At 75.2% G+C, this 21672-nt stretch carries 15 protein-coding genes; 10 read left to right on the top strand and 5 right to left on the bottom strand.

What is annotated here, in order from left to right; genetic code table 11:
• Window positions 1-586 precede the first annotated feature (586 nt).
• Window positions 587-1546 carry an NmrA/HSCARG family protein gene (locus ACIGW2_RS25015; RefSeq protein ID WP_399846034.1) on the top strand — a complete coding sequence of 320 codons (960 nt, stop codon included), beginning with the start codon at window positions 587-589 and terminating at the stop codon, window positions 1544-1546.
• Window positions 1547-1574: 28 nt separating this feature from the next.
• Here the strand turns inward: ACIGW2_RS25015 and ACIGW2_RS25010 are convergent, their stop codons facing one another.
• Window positions 1575-2375 carry an NAD(P)H-dependent oxidoreductase gene (locus tag ACIGW2_RS25010; protein ID WP_399846031.1) on the bottom strand — a complete coding sequence of 267 codons (801 nt, stop codon included), beginning with the start codon at window positions 2373-2375 and terminating at the stop codon, window positions 1575-1577.
• 130 nt (window positions 2376-2505) lie between these two features.
• On the opposite strand from ACIGW2_RS25010, the gene ACIGW2_RS25005 reads away from it, so the two are divergent.
• From ACIGW2_RS25005 to ACIGW2_RS24995, 3 genes are all read left to right on the top strand, one after another.
• Entirely contained in the window at window positions 2506-3357 is an 852-nt protein-coding gene (locus ACIGW2_RS25005; protein ID WP_391656608.1) for a helix-turn-helix transcriptional regulator, read from the top strand.
• Between the two features lie 98 nt (window positions 3358-3455).
• Window positions 3456-5459 (top strand): TerD family protein, encoded by a 2004-nt coding sequence (locus tag ACIGW2_RS25000; protein WP_399846026.1) that lies wholly within the window; start codon window positions 3456-3458, stop codon window positions 5457-5459.
• Window position 5460: 1 nt separating this feature from the next.
• A complete protein-coding gene (locus tag ACIGW2_RS24995; protein ID WP_399846023.1) occupies window positions 5461-6132 on the top strand; it encodes a hypothetical protein in 672 nt (223 codons plus the stop codon).
• 64 nt (window positions 6133-6196) lie between these two features.
• Here the strand turns inward: ACIGW2_RS24995 and ACIGW2_RS24990 are convergent, their stop codons facing one another.
• Window positions 6197-7555 (bottom strand): NAD(P)/FAD-dependent oxidoreductase, encoded by a 1359-nt coding sequence (locus tag ACIGW2_RS24990; RefSeq protein ID WP_399846020.1) that lies wholly within the window; start codon window positions 7553-7555, stop codon window positions 6197-6199.
• A 244-nt stretch (window positions 7556-7799) separates the two neighbouring features.
• Here ACIGW2_RS24990 and ACIGW2_RS24985 point away from each other — a divergent pair, with 244 nt between their 5' ends.
• Window positions 7800-9152 carry a GH1 family beta-glucosidase gene (locus ACIGW2_RS24985; RefSeq protein ID WP_399846503.1) on the top strand — a complete coding sequence of 451 codons (1353 nt, stop codon included), beginning with the start codon at window positions 7800-7802 and terminating at the stop codon, window positions 9150-9152.
• A 70-nt stretch (window positions 9153-9222) separates the two neighbouring features.
• Here ACIGW2_RS24985 and ACIGW2_RS24980 read toward each other — a convergent pair whose 3' ends face one another.
• The 3 genes from ACIGW2_RS24980 to ACIGW2_RS24970 all read right to left on the bottom strand — a co-directional run bounded on the left by ACIGW2_RS24980 (window position 9223) and on the right by ACIGW2_RS24970 (window position 13323).
• Window positions 9223-9636 (bottom strand): VOC family protein, encoded by a 414-nt coding sequence (locus tag ACIGW2_RS24980; protein ID WP_391656611.1) that lies wholly within the window; start codon window positions 9634-9636, stop codon window positions 9223-9225.
• A gap of 136 nt (window positions 9637-9772) precedes the next feature.
• Window positions 9773-11233: an LCP family protein gene (locus ACIGW2_RS24975; protein WP_391656612.1), complete on the bottom strand. Its 1461-nt coding sequence runs from the start codon at window positions 11231-11233 to the stop codon at window positions 9773-9775.
• A 113-nt stretch (window positions 11234-11346) separates the two neighbouring features.
• On the bottom strand, window positions 11347-13323 hold the full coding sequence (locus ACIGW2_RS24970) for a heavy metal translocating P-type ATPase (RefSeq protein ID WP_391656613.1): 1977 nt from the start codon (window positions 13321-13323) through the stop codon (window positions 11347-11349).
• A gap of 95 nt (window positions 13324-13418) precedes the next feature.
• On the opposite strand from ACIGW2_RS24970, the gene ACIGW2_RS24965 reads away from it, so the two are divergent.
• The 5 genes from ACIGW2_RS24965 to ACIGW2_RS24945 all read left to right on the top strand — a co-directional run bounded on the left by ACIGW2_RS24965 (window position 13419) and on the right by ACIGW2_RS24945 (window position 21632).
• Window positions 13419-13805, top strand: a complete 387-nt coding sequence (locus ACIGW2_RS24965) for a metalloregulator ArsR/SmtB family transcription factor (RefSeq protein ID WP_356075513.1) — start codon at window positions 13419-13421, stop codon at window positions 13803-13805.
• A 177-nt stretch (window positions 13806-13982) separates the two neighbouring features.
• Window positions 13983-15800: a methylmalonyl-CoA mutase family protein gene (locus tag ACIGW2_RS24960; protein WP_391656614.1), complete on the top strand. Its 1818-nt coding sequence runs from the start codon at window positions 13983-13985 to the stop codon at window positions 15798-15800.
• Window positions 15800-17992 (top strand): methylmalonyl-CoA mutase, encoded by a 2193-nt coding sequence (scpA, locus tag ACIGW2_RS24955; RefSeq protein ID WP_391656615.1) that lies wholly within the window; start codon window positions 15800-15802, stop codon window positions 17990-17992. Before ACIGW2_RS24960 ends, scpA begins: the two co-directional genes overlap by 1 nt.
• Before the next feature lie 3 nt (window positions 17993-17995).
• The gene (gene meaB / locus ACIGW2_RS24950) at window positions 17996-19000 is read left to right on the top strand and encodes a methylmalonyl Co-A mutase-associated GTPase MeaB (RefSeq protein WP_391656616.1); all 1005 of its coding nucleotides are present in this window, start codon (window positions 17996-17998) and stop codon (window positions 18998-19000) included.
• A 553-nt stretch (window positions 19001-19553) separates the two neighbouring features.
• Window positions 19554-21632: a SpoIIE family protein phosphatase gene (locus ACIGW2_RS24945; RefSeq protein WP_391656617.1), complete on the top strand. Its 2079-nt coding sequence runs from the start codon at window positions 19554-19556 to the stop codon at window positions 21630-21632.
• The last annotated feature ends 40 nt before the right edge of the window (window positions 21633-21672 follow it).

The raw sequence follows: 21672 nt of genomic DNA, 5'->3' as shown, positions 1-21672 counted from the left end.
CCGGGGCGAGTCGTGGATCACGTGGGCCGGGGTCGGATCACCGGGCGGGGCCGGGATGCGTGGGCCGAGATCGGATCACGGGTTCCGAGGCCGGGTCACGTGTACCGGCTCCGGGTCACGGGCTCCGGTGCCGGGACGGGGCCGGGCAGAGGGCCCGGGTGCGGGCCCGGCTCCGGGGGCGGGCCACCCGGTTCCGGGTCAGGGCCGGGGCGCGGTGGCGCCGGGGGCACCGGGTCGGGGCCCGGCGCGGGCACCGGCCCCGGAACCGGGCCCGGCTGTGGCCCGGGTCCCGGGCCCGGCGCGGGGGTGGGGCTGGGCGGCACCGGGTCGTTCGGAGGCGGTCCGGTACCGACCGACCCGTCCGTGGCGGGTCCGGTCAGGCTGCTTCTCCTCATGGTCACTCCGCCCGCTCGGGGATACGGATCGAGGGCTTCCACCCTGTCGCCTGCCCACCGATGCCCGGCTCACGCTCGCCCGCCCGGGATCCGGCCCCGCCGGGGCACGTACCGGCGCATGGATCGGGCGGGCCCGGGAACGCGCCGGGAGGAGTCGTCGGGAGGCGAGTGGGCGGGAGGCACACCACGTCATGACCGGAAAGAAGATCATCACCGTTGTCGGCGCCACCGGCCGCCAGGGCGGCGGCCTGGCCCGGGCGATCCTCGCCGAGCGCGGCGACGACGCCGAGTTCTCCGTACGCGCGGTCACCCGGCACCCGGACGGGGAGCCGGCCCGGGAGCTGGAGCGGCTCGGCGCCGAGATCGTCCGGGCCGACCTGGACGACGAGGAGAGCCTGACGGCCGCTTTCGAACATGCGTACGGGGCGTTCTGTGTGACGAACTTCTGGGAGCACATGTCCGCCGAGCGCGAGATCGCCCAGGCCGGGGCCATGGCGCGGGCGGCGGCGCACGCGGGGGTCCAGCACGCCATCTGGTCGACCCTGGAGGACACCCGGGAGTGCGTCCCGCTGGACGACCCCCGGATGCCGGTCCTCCAGGAGCGCTACAAGGTGCCGCACTTCGACGGCAAGGCGGAGGCCGACCACCTCTTCACCGACGAGGGCGTGCCGACCACCTTCCTGCGCACCACCTTCTTCTGGGAGAACCTGCTCGGTCCCTTCGCGCCGCAGCCCGGCGACGACGGGGCGCTGTGGCTGAGGTTTCCGATGGGCGAGAGCCGGCTCTCCGGGATGGCCGCCGAGGACATCGGCAAGACCGCGCTGGCGCTCTTCCGGCAGGGCGCGTCCGTGGTCGCCGCCACGATCAGCATCGCCGGGGAGCACCTGCCGGTCGCCGACATGGCGGCGGCCCTCACCGACGCGGTCGACCGGCCGGTGCGCTACCGCCCGCTGAGCGCGGACGAGTGGCGGGCCCAGGGATTCCCGGGGGCGGACGAGTCGGGGAACATGTTCCAGTACTACGCCGACTGCGAGCGGCGCTTCACCGGCGCGCGGGACCTCGACGCCGTGCGCCGCATCGACCCCGCGCTCCAGGACTTCTCCACCTGGCTCGCCGCACACCGGGAGGCCCTGCGCAACGCCTGGGCCTGAACAGGGCCCGTCCAGACCGAGCGCAGGCTCAGGCGCGCTCTTCCCGGTGGACCCGGTGGAGGCCGAAACCGGTGGCCCCCGCCGCCTCGCGCCCCGGCAGCAGCTGGAGGTCGGCGTCGTAGTCGCCGCCCCGTTCCGGGCGGTACGGGAGGGGCTCGGCGGTCTCGATGCCGGCCAGGCGCTCGCGGTAGCGGTCGGCCATCTCGGCGAACTGCTCCTCGGTGAGGTCGACGGCCCGGTGGGCCACGAAGGGCGGCAGCACCTGGAAGCCGGTGAACCACAGGAGGCCGTGATTGACCGGGAACAGCAGGTCGTCCATGGGGCCGTTCACGCCCCGGGCGGTGTAGTTGCTCTCCCGCCCGCCGGTGGTGGTGACGACCATCGCGCGCTTGCCGGTGAACGGCCCCTCGCCGTAGCGCGGCAGCCCGGGCCCGTAGGCGAAGCCGGCGGTGAAGACGCGGTCGAACCAGCCCTTGAGGATGGCCGGCATGGTGAACCACCACAGCGGATAGTGCAGCAGCACCAGGTCGGCCTCCAGGAGCTTGCGCTGCTCGGCGCGGATGTCCTCGCCGAGCCGGCCGGAGGCGAAGGCCTCGCCGGAGGCGCGCATGAAGTCCGGGCCGGGGCGCCCGTCGGGGCCGGTGCGCACCTCGTCACCGGCGAATCCGGCGAAGTCGTCGAAGTCGGCCTCGGACTTCCACTTCATGGCGTACAGGTCGCTGATCTCGACCTCGTGGCCCTGCTCGCGCAGGGTCCGTACGGCGACGTCCTGGAGGGAGTGGGTGAGCGAGCGGGGGTCGGGGTGCGCGGTGACGATGAGTGTCTTCATGCCGATCAGCCTCGGCCGGTCGCCGCGGCGGGACCAGAGACCCGGCTGTCCGCCGGTTCCGCGTTCCTAGGACTGGCAGGGCCACCCTCGACGCCCGCCGCGCGCGCGACGGCCGCCCATACTGGGGTGCATGGACGATCTCGGCGATCTCGGTGCCTTCCTCCAGTCCCGCCGGGCGCAGGTGACGCCCGCCTCGGTCGGCGTGCCCGTGGGCGCCCGCCGCAGGGTGTCGGGGCTGCGGCGCGAGGAGCTGGCGCAGCTGGCCGGGGTGAGCGTCGACTACTACACGCGGCTCGAACAGGGCCGGGCCACGCAGCCCTCGGAGCAGGTCCTGGACGCGCTGGCGCGCGCCCTGCGGCTCGACGAGCCGGCCCGCGACCACCTGCACCGGCTGGCCCGGCTCGGCAACCGCCGCCCGCCGCTGTCCCACTACCCGAGCGAGGTGCGTCCGCAGCTGCGCCAGATCCTCGACGCGATGCCCGACTTCCCGGCGCTGATCCTCAACCACCGGATGGACATGCTGGCGTACAACAAGCCGGCCGGGCTGCTCTACTGCGACCTGGACTCGATGCCCGCGGCGGAGCGCAACCTCGCCCGGATGGTGTTCCTGGACGCGGAGCGCTGCCAGACCTACTTCGACGGGGCCTCCTGCCGCGCCGACACCGTGGCCCATCTCCGGCACGCGGCGGGCGAGTTTCCCGATGACGCCGAACTGGCGGCGCTCGTCGGCGAGTTGTCGATCCGGAGCCGCCGATTCAGCGAGCTCTGGGGCGCCGCCCACGTCCGGGTGCGCAGCCACGGCCCCAAGCGCTTCCGGCACCCGCTGATCGGCGTGCTGACGCTGCACCAGGAGCGGTTCGTCCTGCCGGACGGCTCGGGCCAGGAGCTGATCACCCTGACCCCCGAGCCGGACGGCGCGGACGCGGACAGCCTGCGGCTGCTGACCAACCTCGCCGCGACGGCGGGCCGTTCGGAGGCGTAGCGGCCCCTCGTGACGGAAGGCGGGAGTTCGGCGTTCATCCAGGGACAAATCGGCGTTCGGGTTGAATCGGCCGTCGCGTCCGGATCATCCTTGCCGTCATGCCTCCCGCACTTGCCACGCTCGACGTGTCCCACCTCCCCGGCTACGCGCACGACTGGGCGCTCGTCGACGTCGAGACCTCCGGGCTCGTCGCCCGGCGCGACCGGATCCTGTCGCTCGCGGTGCTGACCTTCGGGCCGGACGGCACGCAGACCGGGGAGTTCAGCACCCTGGTCGATCCCGGCTGCGACCCCGGGCCCGTGCACGTCCACGGGCTCACCCTGCAACGCCTGCGCGGCGCACCGGCCTTCGAGCGGGTCGCGGAGCGCGTGGCCGAGCTGCTGCGGGGGCGGGTCATGGTCGCCCACAACGCGCGGTTCGACTACGACTTCCTCGCCCACGAGTTCGCGCGCGCCGGGCTCCACCTGCCCGTCACGCGCCGGCTGTGCACCCTGGCCCTGAACCGGCGGGTGGATCCGCCGACCGGCGACCTCGGCCTGGCCTCGCTCGCCGCGCACTACGGCGTGCCGCAGACCAGGGCCCATGACGCGCTGGACGACACCCGCGTCCTCGCGGGCGTCTTCCGCGCCTCCCTCGCCGAGGCGGTACGGCTCGACCTGGCGCTGCCCCTCGTGGCGTGCCCGCCGCGCCAGGACCCGCGGTTCGCGCCCAAGCCGCCGAAGGTCCCCTGCGCCTACCGGAATCCGGGCCGGCTCGCCCCGGACGGTCCGCTCGTCCAGGGCATGAAGGTCGCGATCACGGGCGAGACGGGCATGTCCCGGGCCGAGTTGACGCTGCTGGCCACCGCGGCCGGGCTCAACGTGATGGGCTCGGTCAGCCGGCACACCAGCGTGCTGGTCGCCAACGACGGCGCGTCCGGCTCGACGAAGGCCCGCCGCGCGCTCGCCGAGGGCGTCCCGGTCCTCGACGAGGAGGCCTTCCTCGCCCTCCTGAAGGACGTGCGCCCGGGCAGCCCGCACGAGGGCCGGGCCGGCGAGGGCGGGGGCGGGGGCGGTCAGGAACGGGTCCGCGAGGAGCGGGCCCACGAGCTCCCCGTGCCCGGCGCACCCGCCCCGTCCCCCGAGCCGCCCGCGGCGGCCGACGCTCCGTCCCCTCCTCCCCCGGTCGGGCCGGCGGCTCCCGCCGTGCCCGCGCCCCGCCGTCCCGCGCCGCCGCGGACGGCGGCGGAGCCGCGCGCGACGCCCCCGTTCCGGCCGTTCGGCCGGCGGCGGGTCCTGGTCCTGGGCGGCACCCACGAGGAGGCGGCCGCCGCCCGCAGCCGGGTGGTGGACCTGGGCGGGTCCGCGGCGATCCGTCTCTCCGCGAGCGTCACCGACGTCGTGGTCCTCGCCGGCGGCGAACGGGACCGCCGGATGGGCCGCGTGGGCGCGATGGGGCTGCCGGTCCGCGAGCCGGCCTGGCTCGCCTCGCCCACCTTCCACGAGCCGGTCTTCGAGACACCCGTGCCCGGGGGTCCCGCCGCACCGGCCGTCCCGGGGGCCGAGGTGCTGCCCCGCGGCGGGGTCATCGACCTGCCCGGCCTCCCGGCCGGCGGCCGCTGGCACGTCGGTGCCTCCTGGGCCCGGCAGGAGGGCTGCGAGATCGACGTCGTCGCGTTCGTCCTCGACGAGGACGAGCAGGTCTCCGGCGACGGGGACTTCGTCTTCTACGGCGCCCCGGAGAGCCCCGACGGAGCCGCCCTGCTCTGCTGCGACGGGCCGACCGAGCAGACCGTCGCCCTGGACCTCGCGGCCCTGTCGCCCGCGGTCCGGCGGATCGCCGTCGCCGCCGCGATCGACGGGGCCGCCACCTTCGGGGACGTCGGCGCCGTGCAGATCACCCTCGCCCCGGGCGCGGACGCCGGCGCCGTGGCCCAGGCCACCCTCGACGCCGCCACCAGCGAACGCACCCTGCTGCTCGCCGAGGTCTACCGCCGCGGCCCGCTCTGGCGCTTCCGCGCCGTCGGCCAGGGCTACGACCACGACCTCGCGGGCCTGGCCCGTTCCTACGGGGTCGACGTCGAGGACCCGCACGAGGCCGCCGCCCCCACGAGGAAGGTGTGACATGACCCCACCCGCCACCGTCAGCCTGACCAAAGCGGCACCGCTGGTCTCCCTGGACAAGCACGGGGTGACCTCGGGCCTGATCAGGGTCAATCTGAACTGGACCTCGCCGCAGGCCGCGGCCGCGCGGGCGGCCGGCGAGGCCCGCGGGCTGATCGGCCGGATCCGGGCCTCGCTGCGCGGGGCCTCGGCCAGGAGCGTCGACCTCGACCTGGGCTGCATGATCCGCTGCACGGACGGCGGCAAGACCGTCGTCCAGGCCCTGGGCAACGCCTTCGGCTCGGTGCACGACTTCCCGTACGTGGCCCTGGACGCGGACGACCGGACCGGCGCCGCGGAAGCCGGCGAGAACCTTGTCATCAACCTGGACCACCAGGCCGAGTTCCAGAAGCTGCTGCTCTTCGTCTACATCTACGAGGGCTCCGGCGACTTCCGCGGACTCGACGCCGTGGTGACCCTCACCTCCGACCGGGGCGACCGCTTCCGGGTCGAGCTGGACGACTGCCCGCCCCAGGCGCACGCCTGCGCCATCGCCCTGATCAAGCGGCAGAAGGGCGAGCTCGTGATCAGCCGCGAGGTGCGCTGGTTCACCCCCGCGGACGGCCCCGGTGTGCAGGACGTGATCTCCCGGGCGTACCGCCTCGGCATGAAGTGGACCCCGGGCCGCAAGTGACCCCGGGTCACAAGTGACTCCGGGCGGCCGGAAGTGACCCCGGCCCGGCCCCCGGCCCCGGCCGTCAGGCCCTCCGCCTCGCCCGGTGGCGCAGGTTGACGGCCACCGCCTTCGTCAGGGCCAGGGGGTTGAGGAAGCGGAGCGGGCCGATCAGACGGGCGGCGAAGAGGTACATGTGGCGGGCCATCGCCTCGTCGCGGGCCGCCGCCGCGAACATCAGGCTCTCGCCCGGGTTGAAGGGGCGGGCCTTGGCGAAGTCGGCGGCGAGGCGCTGGTGGCCGCGCAGGGTGCGGTGGCGGCGGGCGTAGCGGGCGAGGGACCGGTCGAGGTCGCCGCGGCCTGCGGCAGCCGGGCCGACGGCCCGGGCGAGCCAGTGGGCGGTCTGGAGCGCCCAGCCGCATCCGACGCCCCACAGCGGGTCGCCGGTGAGGGCCGCGTCGCCGATCAGGGCGAGGCCGGGCGCGGTGGGGCGGCGGCTGATCAGCGGGTGGTCGACGGTGCCGATGATCTTCGAGACGCGTTCGGCGGAGTCGACGGGCGGGGCCTCGGGCAGGCCGCGGACGAACGCGAGGAAGCTGCCCTCCAGGTCCTCGCGGAAGGCCGGCAGGCGCTTCTTGTCGGGGAGGACGGCGAGGACGGTGATCCCGTCGTCGTTGGGGAACGCGTAGGCCATGTCCGGTTCCAGGAACCAGGTCTGGCCGATGCCGCCGCGCAGCGGGAGGTCGCGGAAGTGCGCGAGGTAGCCGAACCGGGTGTTCTCGTGCCGCCGGGTGGGCACGCCGGCGAACCCGGCCACCGCCGAGTCCTTGCCGTCGGCCCCGACCACGAGGCGGGCCCGGATCTCCCGGGTGCCGTCCGGGGCCGAGACCCGCACCCCGGCGACACGCCCGCCGTCGTCCCGGACGACCCCGGTCACCTTGTGGCCGAGCAGCAGGTCGACGCCGGGGGTCTCGGCCGCGCGGGCCCGGAGCATCGGGTCGAGGGTGCTGCGCCGCACGTTGTAGCCGTACGGCAGCGCGGACCCGCCGGCCGCCGCGCGCGGCTCGATCCAGCCCCAACGGGTGTACCAGCGCGCGTCGTTGCGCAGCGCTCCGGCCTTCTCCAGGGCCGGGACGAGACCGAGCTCGTCGAGGACGGGACGCGCGTTCGCCGTGATGGAGTGGGTGCAGAGCACCTTGTACGCCTCGGGGTCCGAGCGGCGTTCGAGCAGGGCCACGCGCGCGCCCTGCCGGGCGAGCAGGACCGCCGCCGCGCTGCCGGCGAGGCTCGCGCCGCTGATCACGACGTCGTACGAGGAGACGCGGGCCTCCGCGCCCTCGCCCCCGCTCCCCTGTCCGCCCTCGCCCGCCCGGACCTCCCCCTGGACCTCCCCGTGCTCGCGCCCCTGCTCGTGCGCGTCTCCCGCGCTCTCGGACCCGGTCATGCCCTGATCGCCCCCTCCGGTCGGCCTGACGCTGACGCAAGGGGACCACACCTGTCAGGTGCATGCCTCTCATGTCAAGCGTCGGAGCGCGGACGGGAGTTCAGAGCGCCGGCCGTAGAACGTGAACAAGGTTCATGTTACGGTGCGGCGGCCGTGAGGACCCTCACGTCTCCCGACGCGGCCCCGACCGAGGCAGGTGCCCGTGACCGCACGCCCCACCCGTCCCTCCCCCGCTCCGAACGGGATCCCCGGCGGCCTCCCGGCCCGCTTCCCGGCCGGTTTCGTGTGGGGCGCGTCGACCGCCGCGTACCAGATCGAGGGCGCGGCCGAGGAGGACGGCAAGGGCCCGTCGGTCTGGGACACCTTCGTCCGGCGGCCCGGCGCCGTCCGCGACGGACACACCGGTGACGTGGCCTGCGACCACTACCACCGGCTCGACGAGGACGTCGCCCTGATGCGCCGGCTCGGTCTCGGCGCGTACCGCTTCTCGGTCTCCTGGCCGCGCGTGCTGCCGGCCGGGGCCGGCCGGGTCGAGCCGCGCGGACTCGACTTCTACGACCGGCTGGTCGACGCCCTGCTCGGCGCGGGGATCGAGCCGACACCGACGCTGTTCCACTGGGACCTGCCGCAGGCCCTGGAGGACCGGGGCGGCTGGCTGGACCGCGAGACGGCGTACCGCTTCGGGGAGTACGCGGCCGTGGTCGCGGAGCGGCTCGGCGACCGGGTGGGACGGTGGATCACCCTCAACGAGCCGTTCGTGCACATGTCGTTCGGCTACGGCTTCGGGGTGCACGCCCCGGGCCGCGCGCTGCTCCTCGACGCGCTGCCCGTCGCCCACCACCAGCTCCTGGGCCACGGCCTCGCGGCGGCGGCGCTGCGGGCGGCCGTGCCGGGCGCGGAGCTGCTCGTGGCCAACAACTGCACGCCGGTGCGGCTGCGCGCCGACGCGCGCGGCACGGCGGACCGGGCGGCGGTGGAGGCGTACGACGTCCTGCACAACCGGCTCTTCAACGACCCGCTGCTGCTGGGGCGTTACCCCGACCTGTCGGCCTACGGCACGCCCGATCCGGCCTGGGGCGGAGTGGTGCGCGAGGGTGATCTCGACCTGATCGGCGCCCCGTTGGACGGGCTGGGCGTCAACTACTACAACCCGACCTGGGTGACGGCTCCGGCGGAGCCCTCGGCGGGGCTGCCCTTCGACCTCGCCGAGCCCGAAGAGGCCTACGAGCGCACGGCGTTCGGCTGGCCGGTGGTGCCGGAGGGGCTCACGGAGCTGCTCACCGGGCTGGCCTCCCGCTACGGGAGCGCGCTGCCGCCGGTGTGGATCACCGAGAACGGCTGCTCGCAGCCGGCCGGGCTGCGGGACGGGGCGCGGATCGCCTACCTCGCGGGGCATCTCGACGCGCTCGCGCGGGCGATCGCGTCGGGCGTGGACGTGCGCGGCTACTTCACCTGGTCGCTGCTGGACAACTTCGAGTGGGCGGAGGGCTATCACCAGCGCTTCGGCCTGGTCGAGGTGGACTTCGCGACCGGGACGCGCATGCCCCGGGAGAGCTTCGCGTGGTACCGCGAGCTGATCGCCGCCCACCGGGCCTGAGGCCGCCCGGGACGCCGGCCCGGCCGCGGGGGGCGGGGCCCGCTCCCGCGTCCGGATCCGGGGCTGCCGCTCAGCCCTGCTGGTTGATGTTGACCATCCAGGTGATGCCGAACTTGTCCGTGCACATGCCGAAGACGTCGCCCCACATCTGCTTCTCCAGCGGGACGGCGACGTCGCCGTCCGCGGACAGCTTCTCCCAGTAGCCGCGCAGCTCGTCGGCGTCGTCGCCGCTCAGGCTGACCGAGAAGTTGTTGCCGGGCCTGTGCTCCATCCCGGGCGGCACGTCGGCCGCCATGAGCGTGAAGCCGCCGTCGGTCTCCAGCATGCCGTGCATGATCTTGTCCTCGTAGCCGGGTGGGGCCTCGGGCGTGAAGTCCCCGTAGCCGTTGAGGCTCAGGTCGCCGCCGAGGACGCTCCGGTAGAACTCCAGGGCCTGCCGGGCTTCGCCGTTGAAGTTGATGTACGGGTTGAGGCGGGATGCCACCACGTGCTCCCTTCGAAGGGGTGCGGGCGTTCGATACGGGGAGCTTAGGGCGGGTACGTCGCGATCCGTCCGAAGCGGGCGCCCGCGTCGCCCGTCCGGTCGTCCCGGTCCGGTCCCGGGCCGCCCCGGGCCCGCCTCAGCCGTACGAGAGGTCCGCGCAGGGGTCCGCGTCCGCCGCGCGGGTGTCGGCGGGCGGGACCGTCGCCGTGGGGGCGCCGGTCGGGGCGCCGGCCGAGGGCGTGGGCGCGGTCGTCGAGGGGGCGTCGGCGTAGGAGCGGCCGAGGGTGACGGTGATGCCGGGGGTGGTGGAGGCGGTGAGTTCGGCGTCCGGGAAGTGGGTGGCGACGGCCTCGGCGCCGGCCCGCTGCCCGGGGCCGTAGGCGATCACGGTGCGCGGGTGGGTCTGGTCGGGAGCGGTGGCGGTGTCCGTGACGGTGAAGCCGGCCGCGCCGAGCCGTTCGGCGGCGCGGGCGGCGAGTCCGCGGGTGCGGGTGCCGTTGCGGACGGCGACGGAGATGCCGGCGCCGGAGGCCGGTGAGGCGCCGGCGGTGGGGCTCGCGTCCGGGGCGGGGGCGGCGCCGAGCGGGCGGTCTGCCCGCAGGGCGGCCCAGAGGGCGGCGGCCTCGGGCTCGACGATCGCGACGCGGGCGCCCTCGTACCGCCAGGGCAGGGTCACGAAGGTGGTGTCGTGCAGGTCGATGTCCTTGAGGGACATCGCGAAGTCGATCAGCTTGTCGGCGGAGCCGAGTCCGGGGTCGACGGTGAGGGAGTCGGTCGCCGCCCGGGCGAGCGGCAGCAGCTTGGTCGGGGTCAGACCCTCGTCCTTGACCTGCTTGAACAGGGCGCTGACGAAGGCCTGTTGGCGCTTGATGCGGCCGATGTCGGAGCCGTCGCCGATGCCGTGCCGCAGTCGGACGTAGTCGAGGGCGCGCTGTCCGGAGACGGTCTGCTCGCCCTTGGGGAAGAGGAGGTCGCCGCGGGTGGCGCGCTTGGGGTTGAGGTCCTTCTGGTAGACCTCGCCGGGCAGGCAGACCCGGACGCCGCCGACGACCTCCGTCAGGGCGGCGAAGCCCTTGAAGTCGACGACCATGGTGTGGTCGACGCGCAGTCCGGTGAGCTTCTCCACGGTGTTCTGGGTGCAGGCGGGGTTGCCCTTGGCGGTCTCGCCGGTGCTGAAGGCGGAGTTGAACATCACGCGCGTGCGCGGCCGGCTCCAGCTTCCGTCGGGGAGCCGACAGGGCGGGATGTCCACGAGGGTGTCGCGCGGGAAGGACACGGCGACGGCGTGCCGGCCGTCGCGGTAGACGTGCAGCAGGAAGGCGGTGTCGGAGCGTCCGATGTCGTGCGCGTCGCCGCCGCCGAAGGCGTCGTTGCCGTCGGTGCGGGTGTCGGAGCCGATGACGAGGACGTTCTGTCCGGCGGCGGAGGCGGCGGGCCGGTTGTCGGAGAGTCCGTCGGCGCCGAACGTGGCGATGTTGCCGTCGAGTTCGAGGTAGATCCAGCCGACGCCGGAGGCGGCCAGCACGAGCAGCGACAGCGCGCCCGCGATCATGCGTCCGCCGCGGCGCCGGCGCGTGGTGTGGTGGTTGGCAGTCATGCTCACGTCCTCGATCGTCCGGTGCCGATCGTCCCGGCCCCCGAGAGGAGGACGGTCGGCCGGGCCACTGGGTTGCACGCGCGGCCCGGCGGTGTGCGGCGGACGGTCCCGGGTCAGTGCCCGGCTGCGGCCCGGCGCCAGGCCCGGTCCGCGAGCAGGCGCAGCCCGTTGAGGCCGACGAGGACGGTGGAGCCCTCGTGGCCGGCGACGCCGAGCGGCAGCGGCAGGGTGCCGGCCAGGTCCCAGACGACCAGGACGGCGATGAACGTGCCGGCGATGAGCAGGTTCTGCACGACCAGGGCGCGGGCGCGCCGGGCGAGGGCCACCGCGGCGGGGATCGCGGCGAGTTCGTCGCGGACCACGATCGCGTCGGCGGTGCGCAGGGTGAGGTCGGAGCCGGCCCGGCCCATGGCGAGACCGGTGTGGGCGGTGGCCAGGGCGGGGGCGTCGTTGACGCCGTCGCCGACGGCCAGGACCTTGGCCCCGGTGGCCTGGAGGGCCTCGACGGCGGTCACCTTGTCCTGGGGCAGCAGCCCGGCCCGTACCTCGGTGAGGCCGGCCTCGGCGGCGAGCCGGGCCGCGGCGCGCGGGTTGTCGCCGGTCAGCAGGACGGGTGCGCGGCCGGTGAGGGCGCGCAGTGCGCGGGTGGCGTCGGCGGCGCCGGGGCGGAGCCGGTCGGTGAGGCCGAGGACCCCGGTGGGGTGGCCGTCGACGGTGACGAGGACGGCGGTGCGGCCGGTCTCCTCCAGTGCGGTGAGGACGGCGGGCGGCGGGCCCTCGGGGACGCCGACGGTCACGGTGCGGCCCTCGACGCTCGCGGTGACGCCGCGGCCGGGGGTGGCGGTGAAGTCGCGGGCGGCCGGCAGGTCGAGGCCCCGGGCCCGGGCGGCCTCGACCACGGCGCGGGCGAGGGGGTGTTCGCTGGGGTGCTCGGCGGCGGCGGCGAGCCGGAGCAGCGCGTCCTCGTCGAGGCCGGCGTCCCGGGCGGGGTCCCCGGTACCGGGCAGCGGGCGCAGGTCGGTGAGGCGCGGGGTGCCCTCGGTGAGGGTGCCGGTCTTGTCGAGGGCGACGGCGTCGACCTCGGCCAGGCGTTCCATGACGACGGCGGACTTGACGAGGACGCCGTGGCGGCCGGCGTTGGCCATCGCCGAGAGCAGCGGCGGCATGGTGGCGAGGACGACGGCGCAGGGCGAGGCCACGATCATGAAGGTCATGGCCCGCAGCAGCGCGGGCTGCAGTGCCTCGCCGAGGAACAGCGGGACGGCGAAGACGAGGAGGGTGGCGGCGACCATGCCGAGGCTGTAGCGCTGCTCGACCTTCTCGATGAGGAGCTGGGTGGGGGCCTTGGTGCGGGCGGCCTCCTCGACCATGGCGACGATCCGGGCGACGACCGACTCGGAGGGGTCGCGCGCGACCTCGATCCGCAGGGCGCCGGAGCCGTTGAGGGTGCCGGCGAAGACCTCGTCGCCGGGGTGCTTGGCGACGGGCAGCGGTTCGCCGGTGATGGTGGCCTGGTCGACGTCGCTCGCCCCGTCGACGACCCGTCCGTCGGCGCCGATCCGCTCCCCCGGGCGGACCAGGACGAGGTCGCCGACGGCGAGCTCGACGGCCGGGACGGTCTCCTCGGCGCCGTCGGCGGTGATCCGGGTCGCGGTGTCCGGCGCGAGGTCGAGCAGTCCGCGCACGGAGTCGGCGGTACGGGCGGTGGCGACGGCCTCCAGGGCTCCGGAGGTGGCGAAGATGACGACGAGCAGGGCGCCGTCGAGGACCTGGCCGATGGCGGCGGCGCCGAGCGCGGCGACGACCATGAGCAGGTCCACGTCGAGGGTGCGCTCGCGCAGCGCCTTCAGGCCCTCCCAGCCGGGCTCCCAGCCGCCGGTGACATAGGTGGCGGCGAGGAGCGGGCCCCAGGTCCAGGCGGGCGCGCCGAGCAGGTACGGCGGGAGCGCAAGCAGGAAGAGCAGCAGGGCGGCGAGCGCCCAGCGGGCCTCGGGCAGCGCCAGGACCCGGGTGCGGCGGCGCGGGGCGGGGGTGGGTCCGGGGGCGGCCGGGGCGGGCCCGGCCTGGAGGGCGGGCGGGGCGGAGGACATGACGAATCAACCCTTCTCGGGCGGACCGGGGGCAACACGCCCAGCTTACAAGAACACCTGAATAGGTCTTCACATGTATTCCGTATCATGGACCCATGGGCCACCGAATGAACGCCGGCAGCGGCGCCACCAGCCGCGAACGCCTCGACGCGGTGGGCGCGAGCGAGGTCGCCACCACCCTCCAGGCCCTCGCCACGCCCTCGCGGCTCTACATCCTGGCCAGGCTCCAGGAGGGCCCCTGCGCGGTCGGCGAACTCGCCGCCGCCGTCGGGATGGAGCCCTCGGCCTGCTCCCACCAGCTGCGGCTGCTGCGCAACCTCGGTCTGGTCACCGGCGAGCGGCACGGGCGCTCGATCGTCTACGCGCTCCACGACGACCACGTGGCCGAACTCCTCGACCAGGCGCTCTACCACGTCGAGCACCTGCGCCTGGGCGCCCGCGACCTCCCGGCCGAGCTCACCGGCGCGGCCCCGCGGGACTGACCCCCACGACCCGCACACCCCCTCGCACCACCCCGCACCACCCCGTACGGCCCCCTCGGCAGCCCTCTCTCACGGGCCCAGCACGACCGCCACCAGGGATCAAGGGAAATCCGTGGAGGTCAAGGTCACAGCTCTTGACGATGCGGCCCGAATGTGCGGCGGCCTAAAGTCCGGGGCATGACTGTGCTGCCTGACGACGGCCTCTCGCTGGCCGCCGAGTTCCCCGCAGCGACCCATGCGCAGTGGCAGCGCCTCGTGGCGGGCGTACTGAGCAGGTCGGGCAAGGACGTTCCCGAGACCGAGGCCGAGGACGCGCTCTCCACCCCGCTGGAGGACGGCCTGCGGGCCCGGCCGCTGTACACGGCCGCCGACGCGGTGCCCGATCCCGGGTTCCCCGGCTTCGCCCCCTTCGTGCGCGCCGGCCGCGCCGAGGGCAACACGGCCGGCGGCTGGGACGTGCGCCAGCGCCACCGCACCGCGGATCCCGAGGCCGTCCTCACCGACCTGGAGAACGGCGTCACCTCGCTGTGGCTGGCCGTCGGCACCGGAGGCATCCCGGTGGACGCGCTCGGCCGGGTCCTGGAGGGCGTCTACCTCGACCTCGCGCCGGTCGTCCTGGAGGCCGGCGCCGACACCGACGCCGCCGCGCGGGAGCTGTTCGCGGTGTACGAGCGCCGGGGCGTCGCCGCCGACTCCGTGCGCGGCAACCTGGGCGCCGACCCGCTCGGCACCGAGGCCCGCACCGGCACCGCGTACGACCCCGAGGGCTTCCCGGGCGCCGTCGCGCTGGCCCGGCGCTGCGCCGACGCGTACCCGGGTCTGCGGGCGCTGACCGTCGACGCCCTGCCGTACCACGAGGCCGGCGGCTCCGCGGCGCAGGAGCTCGGCGCCTCGCTCGCCACCGGCGTGGCCTACCTCCGCGCCCTCACCGACGCCGGTGTCGGGCTCGAAGCGGCCCTCGGCCAGCTGGAGTTCCGCTACGCGGCCACCGCCGACCAGTTCCTCACCATCGCCAAGCTGCGCGCCGCGCGCCGGCTGTGGGCCCGGGTCGCCGAGGCGTCCGGGGCACCGGAGGCCGGGGCGCAGCTCCAGCACGCGGTCACCTCGCCGGTGATGATGACGGCCCGCGACCCGTGGGTGAACATGCTGCGCACCACGGTCGCCACGCTGGCCGCCGGAGTGGGCGGCGCGGACTCGGTGACCGTGCACCCCTTCGACCACGCGCTCGGTCTGCCGGACGCGTTCGCCCGCCGGATCGCCCGCAACACCTCCACGATCCTCATCGAGGAGTCCCACCTGTCCCGGGTCATCGACCCGGCCGGCGGCTCCTGGTACGTGGAGACGCTGACCGACGAACTCGCGCACGCGGCCTGGGACTTCTTCCAGGAGATCGAGCGCGAGGGCGGCCAGGCCGCGGTGCTCCGCTCCGGTTGGGTCGAGCAGCGGCTGAGCGCGACCTGGGCCGAGCGCTCGAAGGCGCTCGCCAAGCGCCGCGAACCGGTCACCGGCGTCAGCGAGTTCCCGCACCTGGCGGAGAAGCCGGTGGTGCGCGAGCCCGCGCCCGCCGAGCCCTCCGGTGGTCTGCCGCGGGTCCGCCGCGACGAGGCCTTCGAGGCGCTGCGCGCCCGCTCCGACGCGCACCTGGCCGCGACCGGCGCCCGGCCGCGGATCTACCTCGCCGCGCTCGGCCCGGCCGCCGCGCACACCGCGCGCCTCACCTTCGCCGCCAACCTCTTCCAGGCCGGCGGCATCGAGCCGGTCACCGAGGGCGGCTTCGCGGACAGCGGCGCCACCGAGGTCTGCCTGTGCTCCAGCGACGCGGTGTACGAGGAGCGGGCCGCCGAGGAGGCCGCCGCGTTCCGCGCCGCCGGTGCCGGGCACGTCGTGCTGGCCGGGCGCCCCGCCGCGTACCCGGACGCCGACTCGTACGTCTTCGCGGGGTGCGACGCCGTCGCCGTGCTCTCCGCCACCCTCGACCGCATGGGAGTGTCCTGATGGGAATCCCCGACTTCACCGGGATCGACCTCGGATCCCCCGCCCCGGCGGGCAGCGCCGACGACTGGCGTGACGCGGTCAAGCGCGCGTCGGGCGGCGACGACCTGCTGTGGGAGACGCCCGAGGGCATCGGGGTCAAGCCGCTCTACACCGGCCGCGACCTGGAGGACGTCGACTTCCTCGGCACCTACCCGGGCGTCACGCCGTACCTGCGCGGCCCGTACCCGACGATGTACGTCAACCAGCCGTGGACGATCCGGCAGTACGCCGGCTTCTCCACCGCCGAGGAGTCGAACGCCTTCTACCGGCGCAACCTGGCGGCCGGTCAGAAGGGCCTGTCGGTCGCCTTCGACCTGCCGACCCACCGCGGCTACGACAGCGACCACCCGCGCGTCACCGGCGACGTCGGCATGGCGGGCGTCGCCATCGACTCGATCTACGACATGCGGACCCTGTTCGACGGCATCCCGCTGGACCGGATGTCGGTGTCGATGACGATGAACGGCGCGGTGCTGCCCGTGCTCGCGCTGTACATCGTGGCCGCCGAGGAGCAGGGCGTGCCGGCCGAGAAGCTGGCGGGGACCATCCAGAACGACATCCTCAAGGAGTTCATGGTCCGCAACACCTACATCTACCCGCCGAAGCCGTCGATGCGGATCATCTCCGACATCTTCGCCTTCACCTCGAAGCACATGCCCCGCTACAACTCCATCTCCATCTCGGGCTACCACATCCAGGAGGCCGGGGCCACGGCCGACCTGGAGCTGGCGTACACGCTCGCGGACGGCGTGGAGTACCTGCGGGCGGGCCGCGAGGCGGGCCTGGACGTGGACGCGTTCGCACCGCGCCTGTCGTTCTTCTGGGCGATCGGCATGAACTTCTTCATGGAGGTCGCCAAGCTGCGCGCGGCCCGCCTCCTGTGGGCCAAGCTGGTCAAGCAGTTCGACCCGAAGAACCCCAAGTCCCTGTCCCTGCGGACGCATTCGCAGACCTCCGGCTGGTCGCTCACCGCCCAGGACGTCTTCAACAACGTCACCCGCACCTGCGTGGAGGCGATGGCGGCGACCCAGGGCCACACCCAGTCGCTGCACACCAACGCGCTCGACGAGGCGCTCGCCCTGCCGACCGACTTCTCCGCGCGCATCGCCCGCAACACCCAGCTGCTCATCCAGCAGGAGTCGGGCACCACCCGGGTCATCGACCCGTGGGGCGGCAGCGCCTACGTCGAGCGCCTCACCTACGACCTGGCGCGCAAGGCCTGGCAGCACATCCAGGAGGTCGAGGCGGCCGGCGGCATGGCGCAGGCCATCGACGCGGGCATCCCGAAGCTGCGCGTCGAGGAGGCCGCGGCCCGCACCCAGGCCCGGATCGACTCCGGCCGGCAGCCGGTCATCGGCGTCAACAAGTACCGGGTGGACGGCGACGAACAGATCGAGGTCCTCAAGGTCGACAACTCCTCGGTCCGCGCCCAGCAGATCGAGAAGCTGCGCCGGCTGCGCGCCGAGCGCGACGAGCGGGCCTGCCGGGACGCGCTCGACGACCTCACCCGGGCCGCCGGCGGCGAGGGCAACCTGCTCGAACTGGCCGTGCGGGCGGCCCGCGCGAAGGCGACCGTCGGCGAGATCTCGGACGCCCTGGAGAAGGTGTACGGGCGGCACGCGGGCCAGATCCGTACGATCTCCGGCGTGTACCGCAACGAAGCAGGCGAGTCCCCGTCCGTGGACGGCACCCGTGCGCTGGTCGACGCCTTCGAGGAGAACGAGGGCCGGCGTCCCCGCATCCTGGTGGCCAAGATGGGCCAGGACGGGCACGACCGCGGCCAGAAGGTGATCGCGACCGCCTTCGCCGACCTGGGCTTCGACGTCGACGTCGGCCCGCTGTTCCAGACGCCGGCCGAGGTGGCCCGGCAGGCCGTGGAGGCGGACGTCCACATCGTGGGCGTGTCGTCCCTCGCGGCCGGTCACCTCACGCTCGTCCCCGCGCTGCGGGACGAGCTGGCGGCGGAGGGCCGCGAGGACATCATGATCGTGGTCGGCGGGGTCATCCCGCCCCAGGACGTGCCCACGCTCCTGGAGATGGGCGCCGCCGCGGTGTTCCCGCCCGGCACGGTGATCCCGGACGCCGCCGCGGACCTGGTGCGCCGGCTCGCCGCCGACCTGGGGCACGACGCCGGCCCGGGAGACGGCGCCTGACCCATGGGCATCGACATCGACACGTACGAGAAGGGCGTACGGGACGGCAGGCGCGCCCTCGTGGCGCGCGCCATCACCCTCGTCGAGTCCACCCGGCCACAGCACCGGGCGCTGGCCCAGGAGCTGCTGACCCGGCTGCTGCCGCACAGCGGCCGGGCCCGGCGGATCGGCATCAGCGGGGTGCCCGGGGTCGGCAAGTCGACCTTCATCGACGCCTTCGGCACGATGCTGACCGGGCTCGGACACCGGGTGGCGGTGCTCGCCGTCGACCCGTCCTCGACCCGCACCGGCGGCTCCATCCTGGGCGACAAGACCCGGATGGAGCGGCTGGCGGTCGATCCGGCGGCCTTCGTGCGCCCCTCGCCGAGCGCGGGCACGCTCGGCGGCGTCGCCAAGGCCACCCGCGAGTCGATGGTGGTGATGGAGGCCGCCGGGTACGACGTCGTGCTGGTCGAGACCGTCGGCGTCGGGCAGTCGGAGACGACCGTGGCGAACATGGTCGACTCCTTCCTGCTGCTCTCCCTGGCCCGCACCGGCGACCAGCTCCAGGGCATCAAGAAGGGCGTCCTGGAACTGGCCGACGTGGTCGCGATCAACAAGGCGGACGGCCCGCACGCCGCCGACGCCCGCTCCGCCGCCCGTGAACTCGCCGGCGCCCTGCGGCTCATGCACGGCAGGGAGGCCTTCTGGACGCCGCCGGTGCTCAGTTGCAGCGCCCGCGAGTCCACCGGCCTCGACGAGGTGTGGGAGCGCCTGGAGAAGCACCGCGCGCTCCTGGACGCGACCGGGCGGCTCGACGCCCGCCGCCGGGACCAGCAGGTCGACTGGACCTGGTCGATGGTCCGCGACGAGCTCCTGAACCGGCTGCACGCCGACCCGGCGGTCCGCGCCCTCACCCCCGAGGTGGAGCGGCGGGTCCGGGACGGCGAGCTGACGGCGACGCTGGCCGCGGAGCGGATCCTCGGCGCGCTGGGCTCCGCGGACGGGGGCGCTCGCCCGAACGGGTGAGGCGGTCCGGACGGGACCCGCGGGGCCCGGCGGAGCCGGGCGGAGCCCGGCGGGACCAGGCGGAGCCCGGCGGAGCCCGGCGGGACCAGGCGGAGCCCGGCGGGACCAGGCGGGACCAGGCGGAGCCGGACTGGGCCGGGCGGGGCGCGGCGGGACCAGGCGGAGCCCGGCGGGACCAGGCGGAGCCCGGCGGAGCCCGGCGGAGCCCGGCGGGACCAGGCGGAGCCCGGCGGAGCCCGGCGGAGCCCGGCGGGACCAGGCGGAGCCCGGCGGGACCAGGCGGAGCCCGGCGGAGCCCGGCGGGACCAGGCGGGACCAGGCGGAGCCGGACTGTGCCGGACTGTGCCGGGCCGAGCCGGGCGGGGCCCGGCGGGGCCGGGCGGGTGCGAGGGTGCGGGCCGCCCCGCCCCCGTACCGCGCCCCTCCCCGTACCGCGTCCAGCGCCCCTCCCCGTACCGCTCCCGCGCACCGTCCCGACTTGCCGCGGGCGCCGTGGCTGCCATCGTGGTCTGCGGGGCACACGGCGGCCCGTCGAGCGGAGGTGGTGGCGACCGTGGGCGAGGCGGAGCGCGGGGCCGAGGACCGGGCGGCCGAGGCGGCGCTGCTGGACGCCCTCTTCACCCAGGCGCCGGTGGGCCTGTTCCTGGTCGACCCGGAGCTGCGGGTGACCCGCTTCAACCACGCCGCGCGCGGACTGCGCCAGGTGCCCGCGGAACGGGTGCTCGGGCACCGGATCGGCGGCTTCGCGCCGGGTCTCGCCACCGACGAGCTGCTCGCGACCGCACGGCGCGTCCTGGAGACCGGCGAGCCCGCGCTCGGCGTGCTGCTGCGCGGCCGCCGGCCCGCCGGGCCGGGACACGGCGACGGCGAGGAGATCGCCGTGTCCGCCTCCCTCTTCCGGCTCACCGACCCCGCCGGGCGGGTCCTCGGCCTCGCCGCGCTCGCCGAGGACGTCACCGACCGGGAGCGGGCCCTGGAGCGCCTGGAGATCCTGCACCGGGCGCACCGCCGCATCGGCACGAGCCTCGACGAGACCGTCACGGCCGAGGAGCTGACGGCGGTGGCGGTGCCGGACCTCGCCGACGTCGTGATCGTCGACGTGCTCGGCGAGGTGTCGCAGGGGCGCCGGTTGCGGCCCGGCCGGGTCGGGCCGGGCAGCCCGCTGCGCCGTGCCGCGTTCGGCTCCGCCGACGGCTCGCCCGGGGAGGTTCCCACGGGCACGCTGGTCGAACTCCCCTTCCCCACCCCGTGTTCCCAGGCCCTCGCCGATCTGCGCCCGCGGCTCGTCCCCCGCCTCGGCGCCGACGACGTGGGGCCGAGGGCCGTCGCACGCGGGGCGCACTCGCTGATCGCGGCGCCGCTGGTGGTGCACGGCACGGCCCTCGGGATCGCGGTCTTCCTGCGCACCGGGCGCCCCGAGCCCTTCGACGAGGACGACCTCCAGCTCGCCGAGCAGCTCGCCACGCTCACCGCGCACGGTCTCGACAAGGCGCACGCGTACACCCGCGAACGCACGGTCGCCACCGCGCTGCAGCGCCGGCTGCTGCCGTCCGCCCCGCCGCGGCTGACCGGGGTGGAGGCGGCGCACGTCCATCTGCCCGGCGACGACGGCGCCGACTGGTTCGACGTCATCTCGCTGTCGGGGGCGCGGGTCGGGCTGACCGTCGGCACGGTCGCCGGACGGGGCATCGAGGCGGCCGCCACCATGGGCCAGTTGCGCACCGCCGCGCGGGCCCTCGCCGCCCGCGACGCGGCCCCGGACGAGCTGATCGCCGGGCTCGACGAGGTGACCGTACGGCTCGCGCGGGAGGTCGGCGCGGAGGGCGAGGGCGCGCCGGCGGCGGCCGCTCCCCTGTCCGCGACCTGCCTCTATCTGGTGTACGACCCGGTGACCGGGCACTGCCGGGGCGCGAGCGCCGGGCATCCGGTGCCCCTGGTGGTCGCCCCGGACGGATCGAGCGAGGGGCCGGCGATCCGGCCGGGGCCGCCGCTCGGCGAGGGCGGCGGCTTCTCCGTCGCGAGCGCGGAGCTCCCCGAGGGCAGCCTGCTCGCGCTCTACTCCTCCGGTCTGGTGCTCGGCCGGGGCCGCTCGGCCGCCGAGGGCCGGGAGACCCTGCGGTCGGTGCTCGGCCGGCCGGGCCGGACGCCGGCGGAGCTGTGCGACGACGTCGTGTACGCGCTGGGCGAGCGGCACGATCCGCGCACCGTGGACGACGCGAGCCTGCTGCTGGTGCGCACCGGTCGGCTGGGCGCGGACCGGATCGCCGAGTGGCCGCTGCGGCACGACCCGGAGGTGGTCGCGCAGGCGCGGGCGCTGGCGGTGCGGCAGCTGGCTCAGTGGGGTCTGGACGGGCTCGCCGACGTCACCGAACTGATCGTCAGCGAGCTCGTCACGAACGCGGTCCGTTACGGGCTGCCGCCGCTGAGCCTGCGGCTGCTGCGCGACCGGGAGCTGATCTGCGAGGTCACGGACGGCAGCAGCACCACCCCGCACATGCGGCTCGCGGAGCCCACCGACGAGGGCGGGCGGGGGCTGTTCCTGGTGATGCACCTGGCCGACCGCTGGGGCACCCGGTTCGCCGCCCGGGGCAAGACGATCTGGGCGACGCAGGCGCTCCCGTCGGCGGAGTGAAGACGGACCCCGCTGCGCGGGCCCGGCGCGGAGGGGCTGA

Origin of the sequence: Streptomyces sp. NPDC053541 (assembly GCF_044544705.1) — a bacterium.
Classification (GTDB): Bacteria; Actinomycetota; Actinomycetes; order Streptomycetales; family Streptomycetaceae; genus Streptomyces.
Note: the sequence above shows the minus strand (reverse complement) of the source record. Positions and strands in the feature narration are given on the sequence as shown.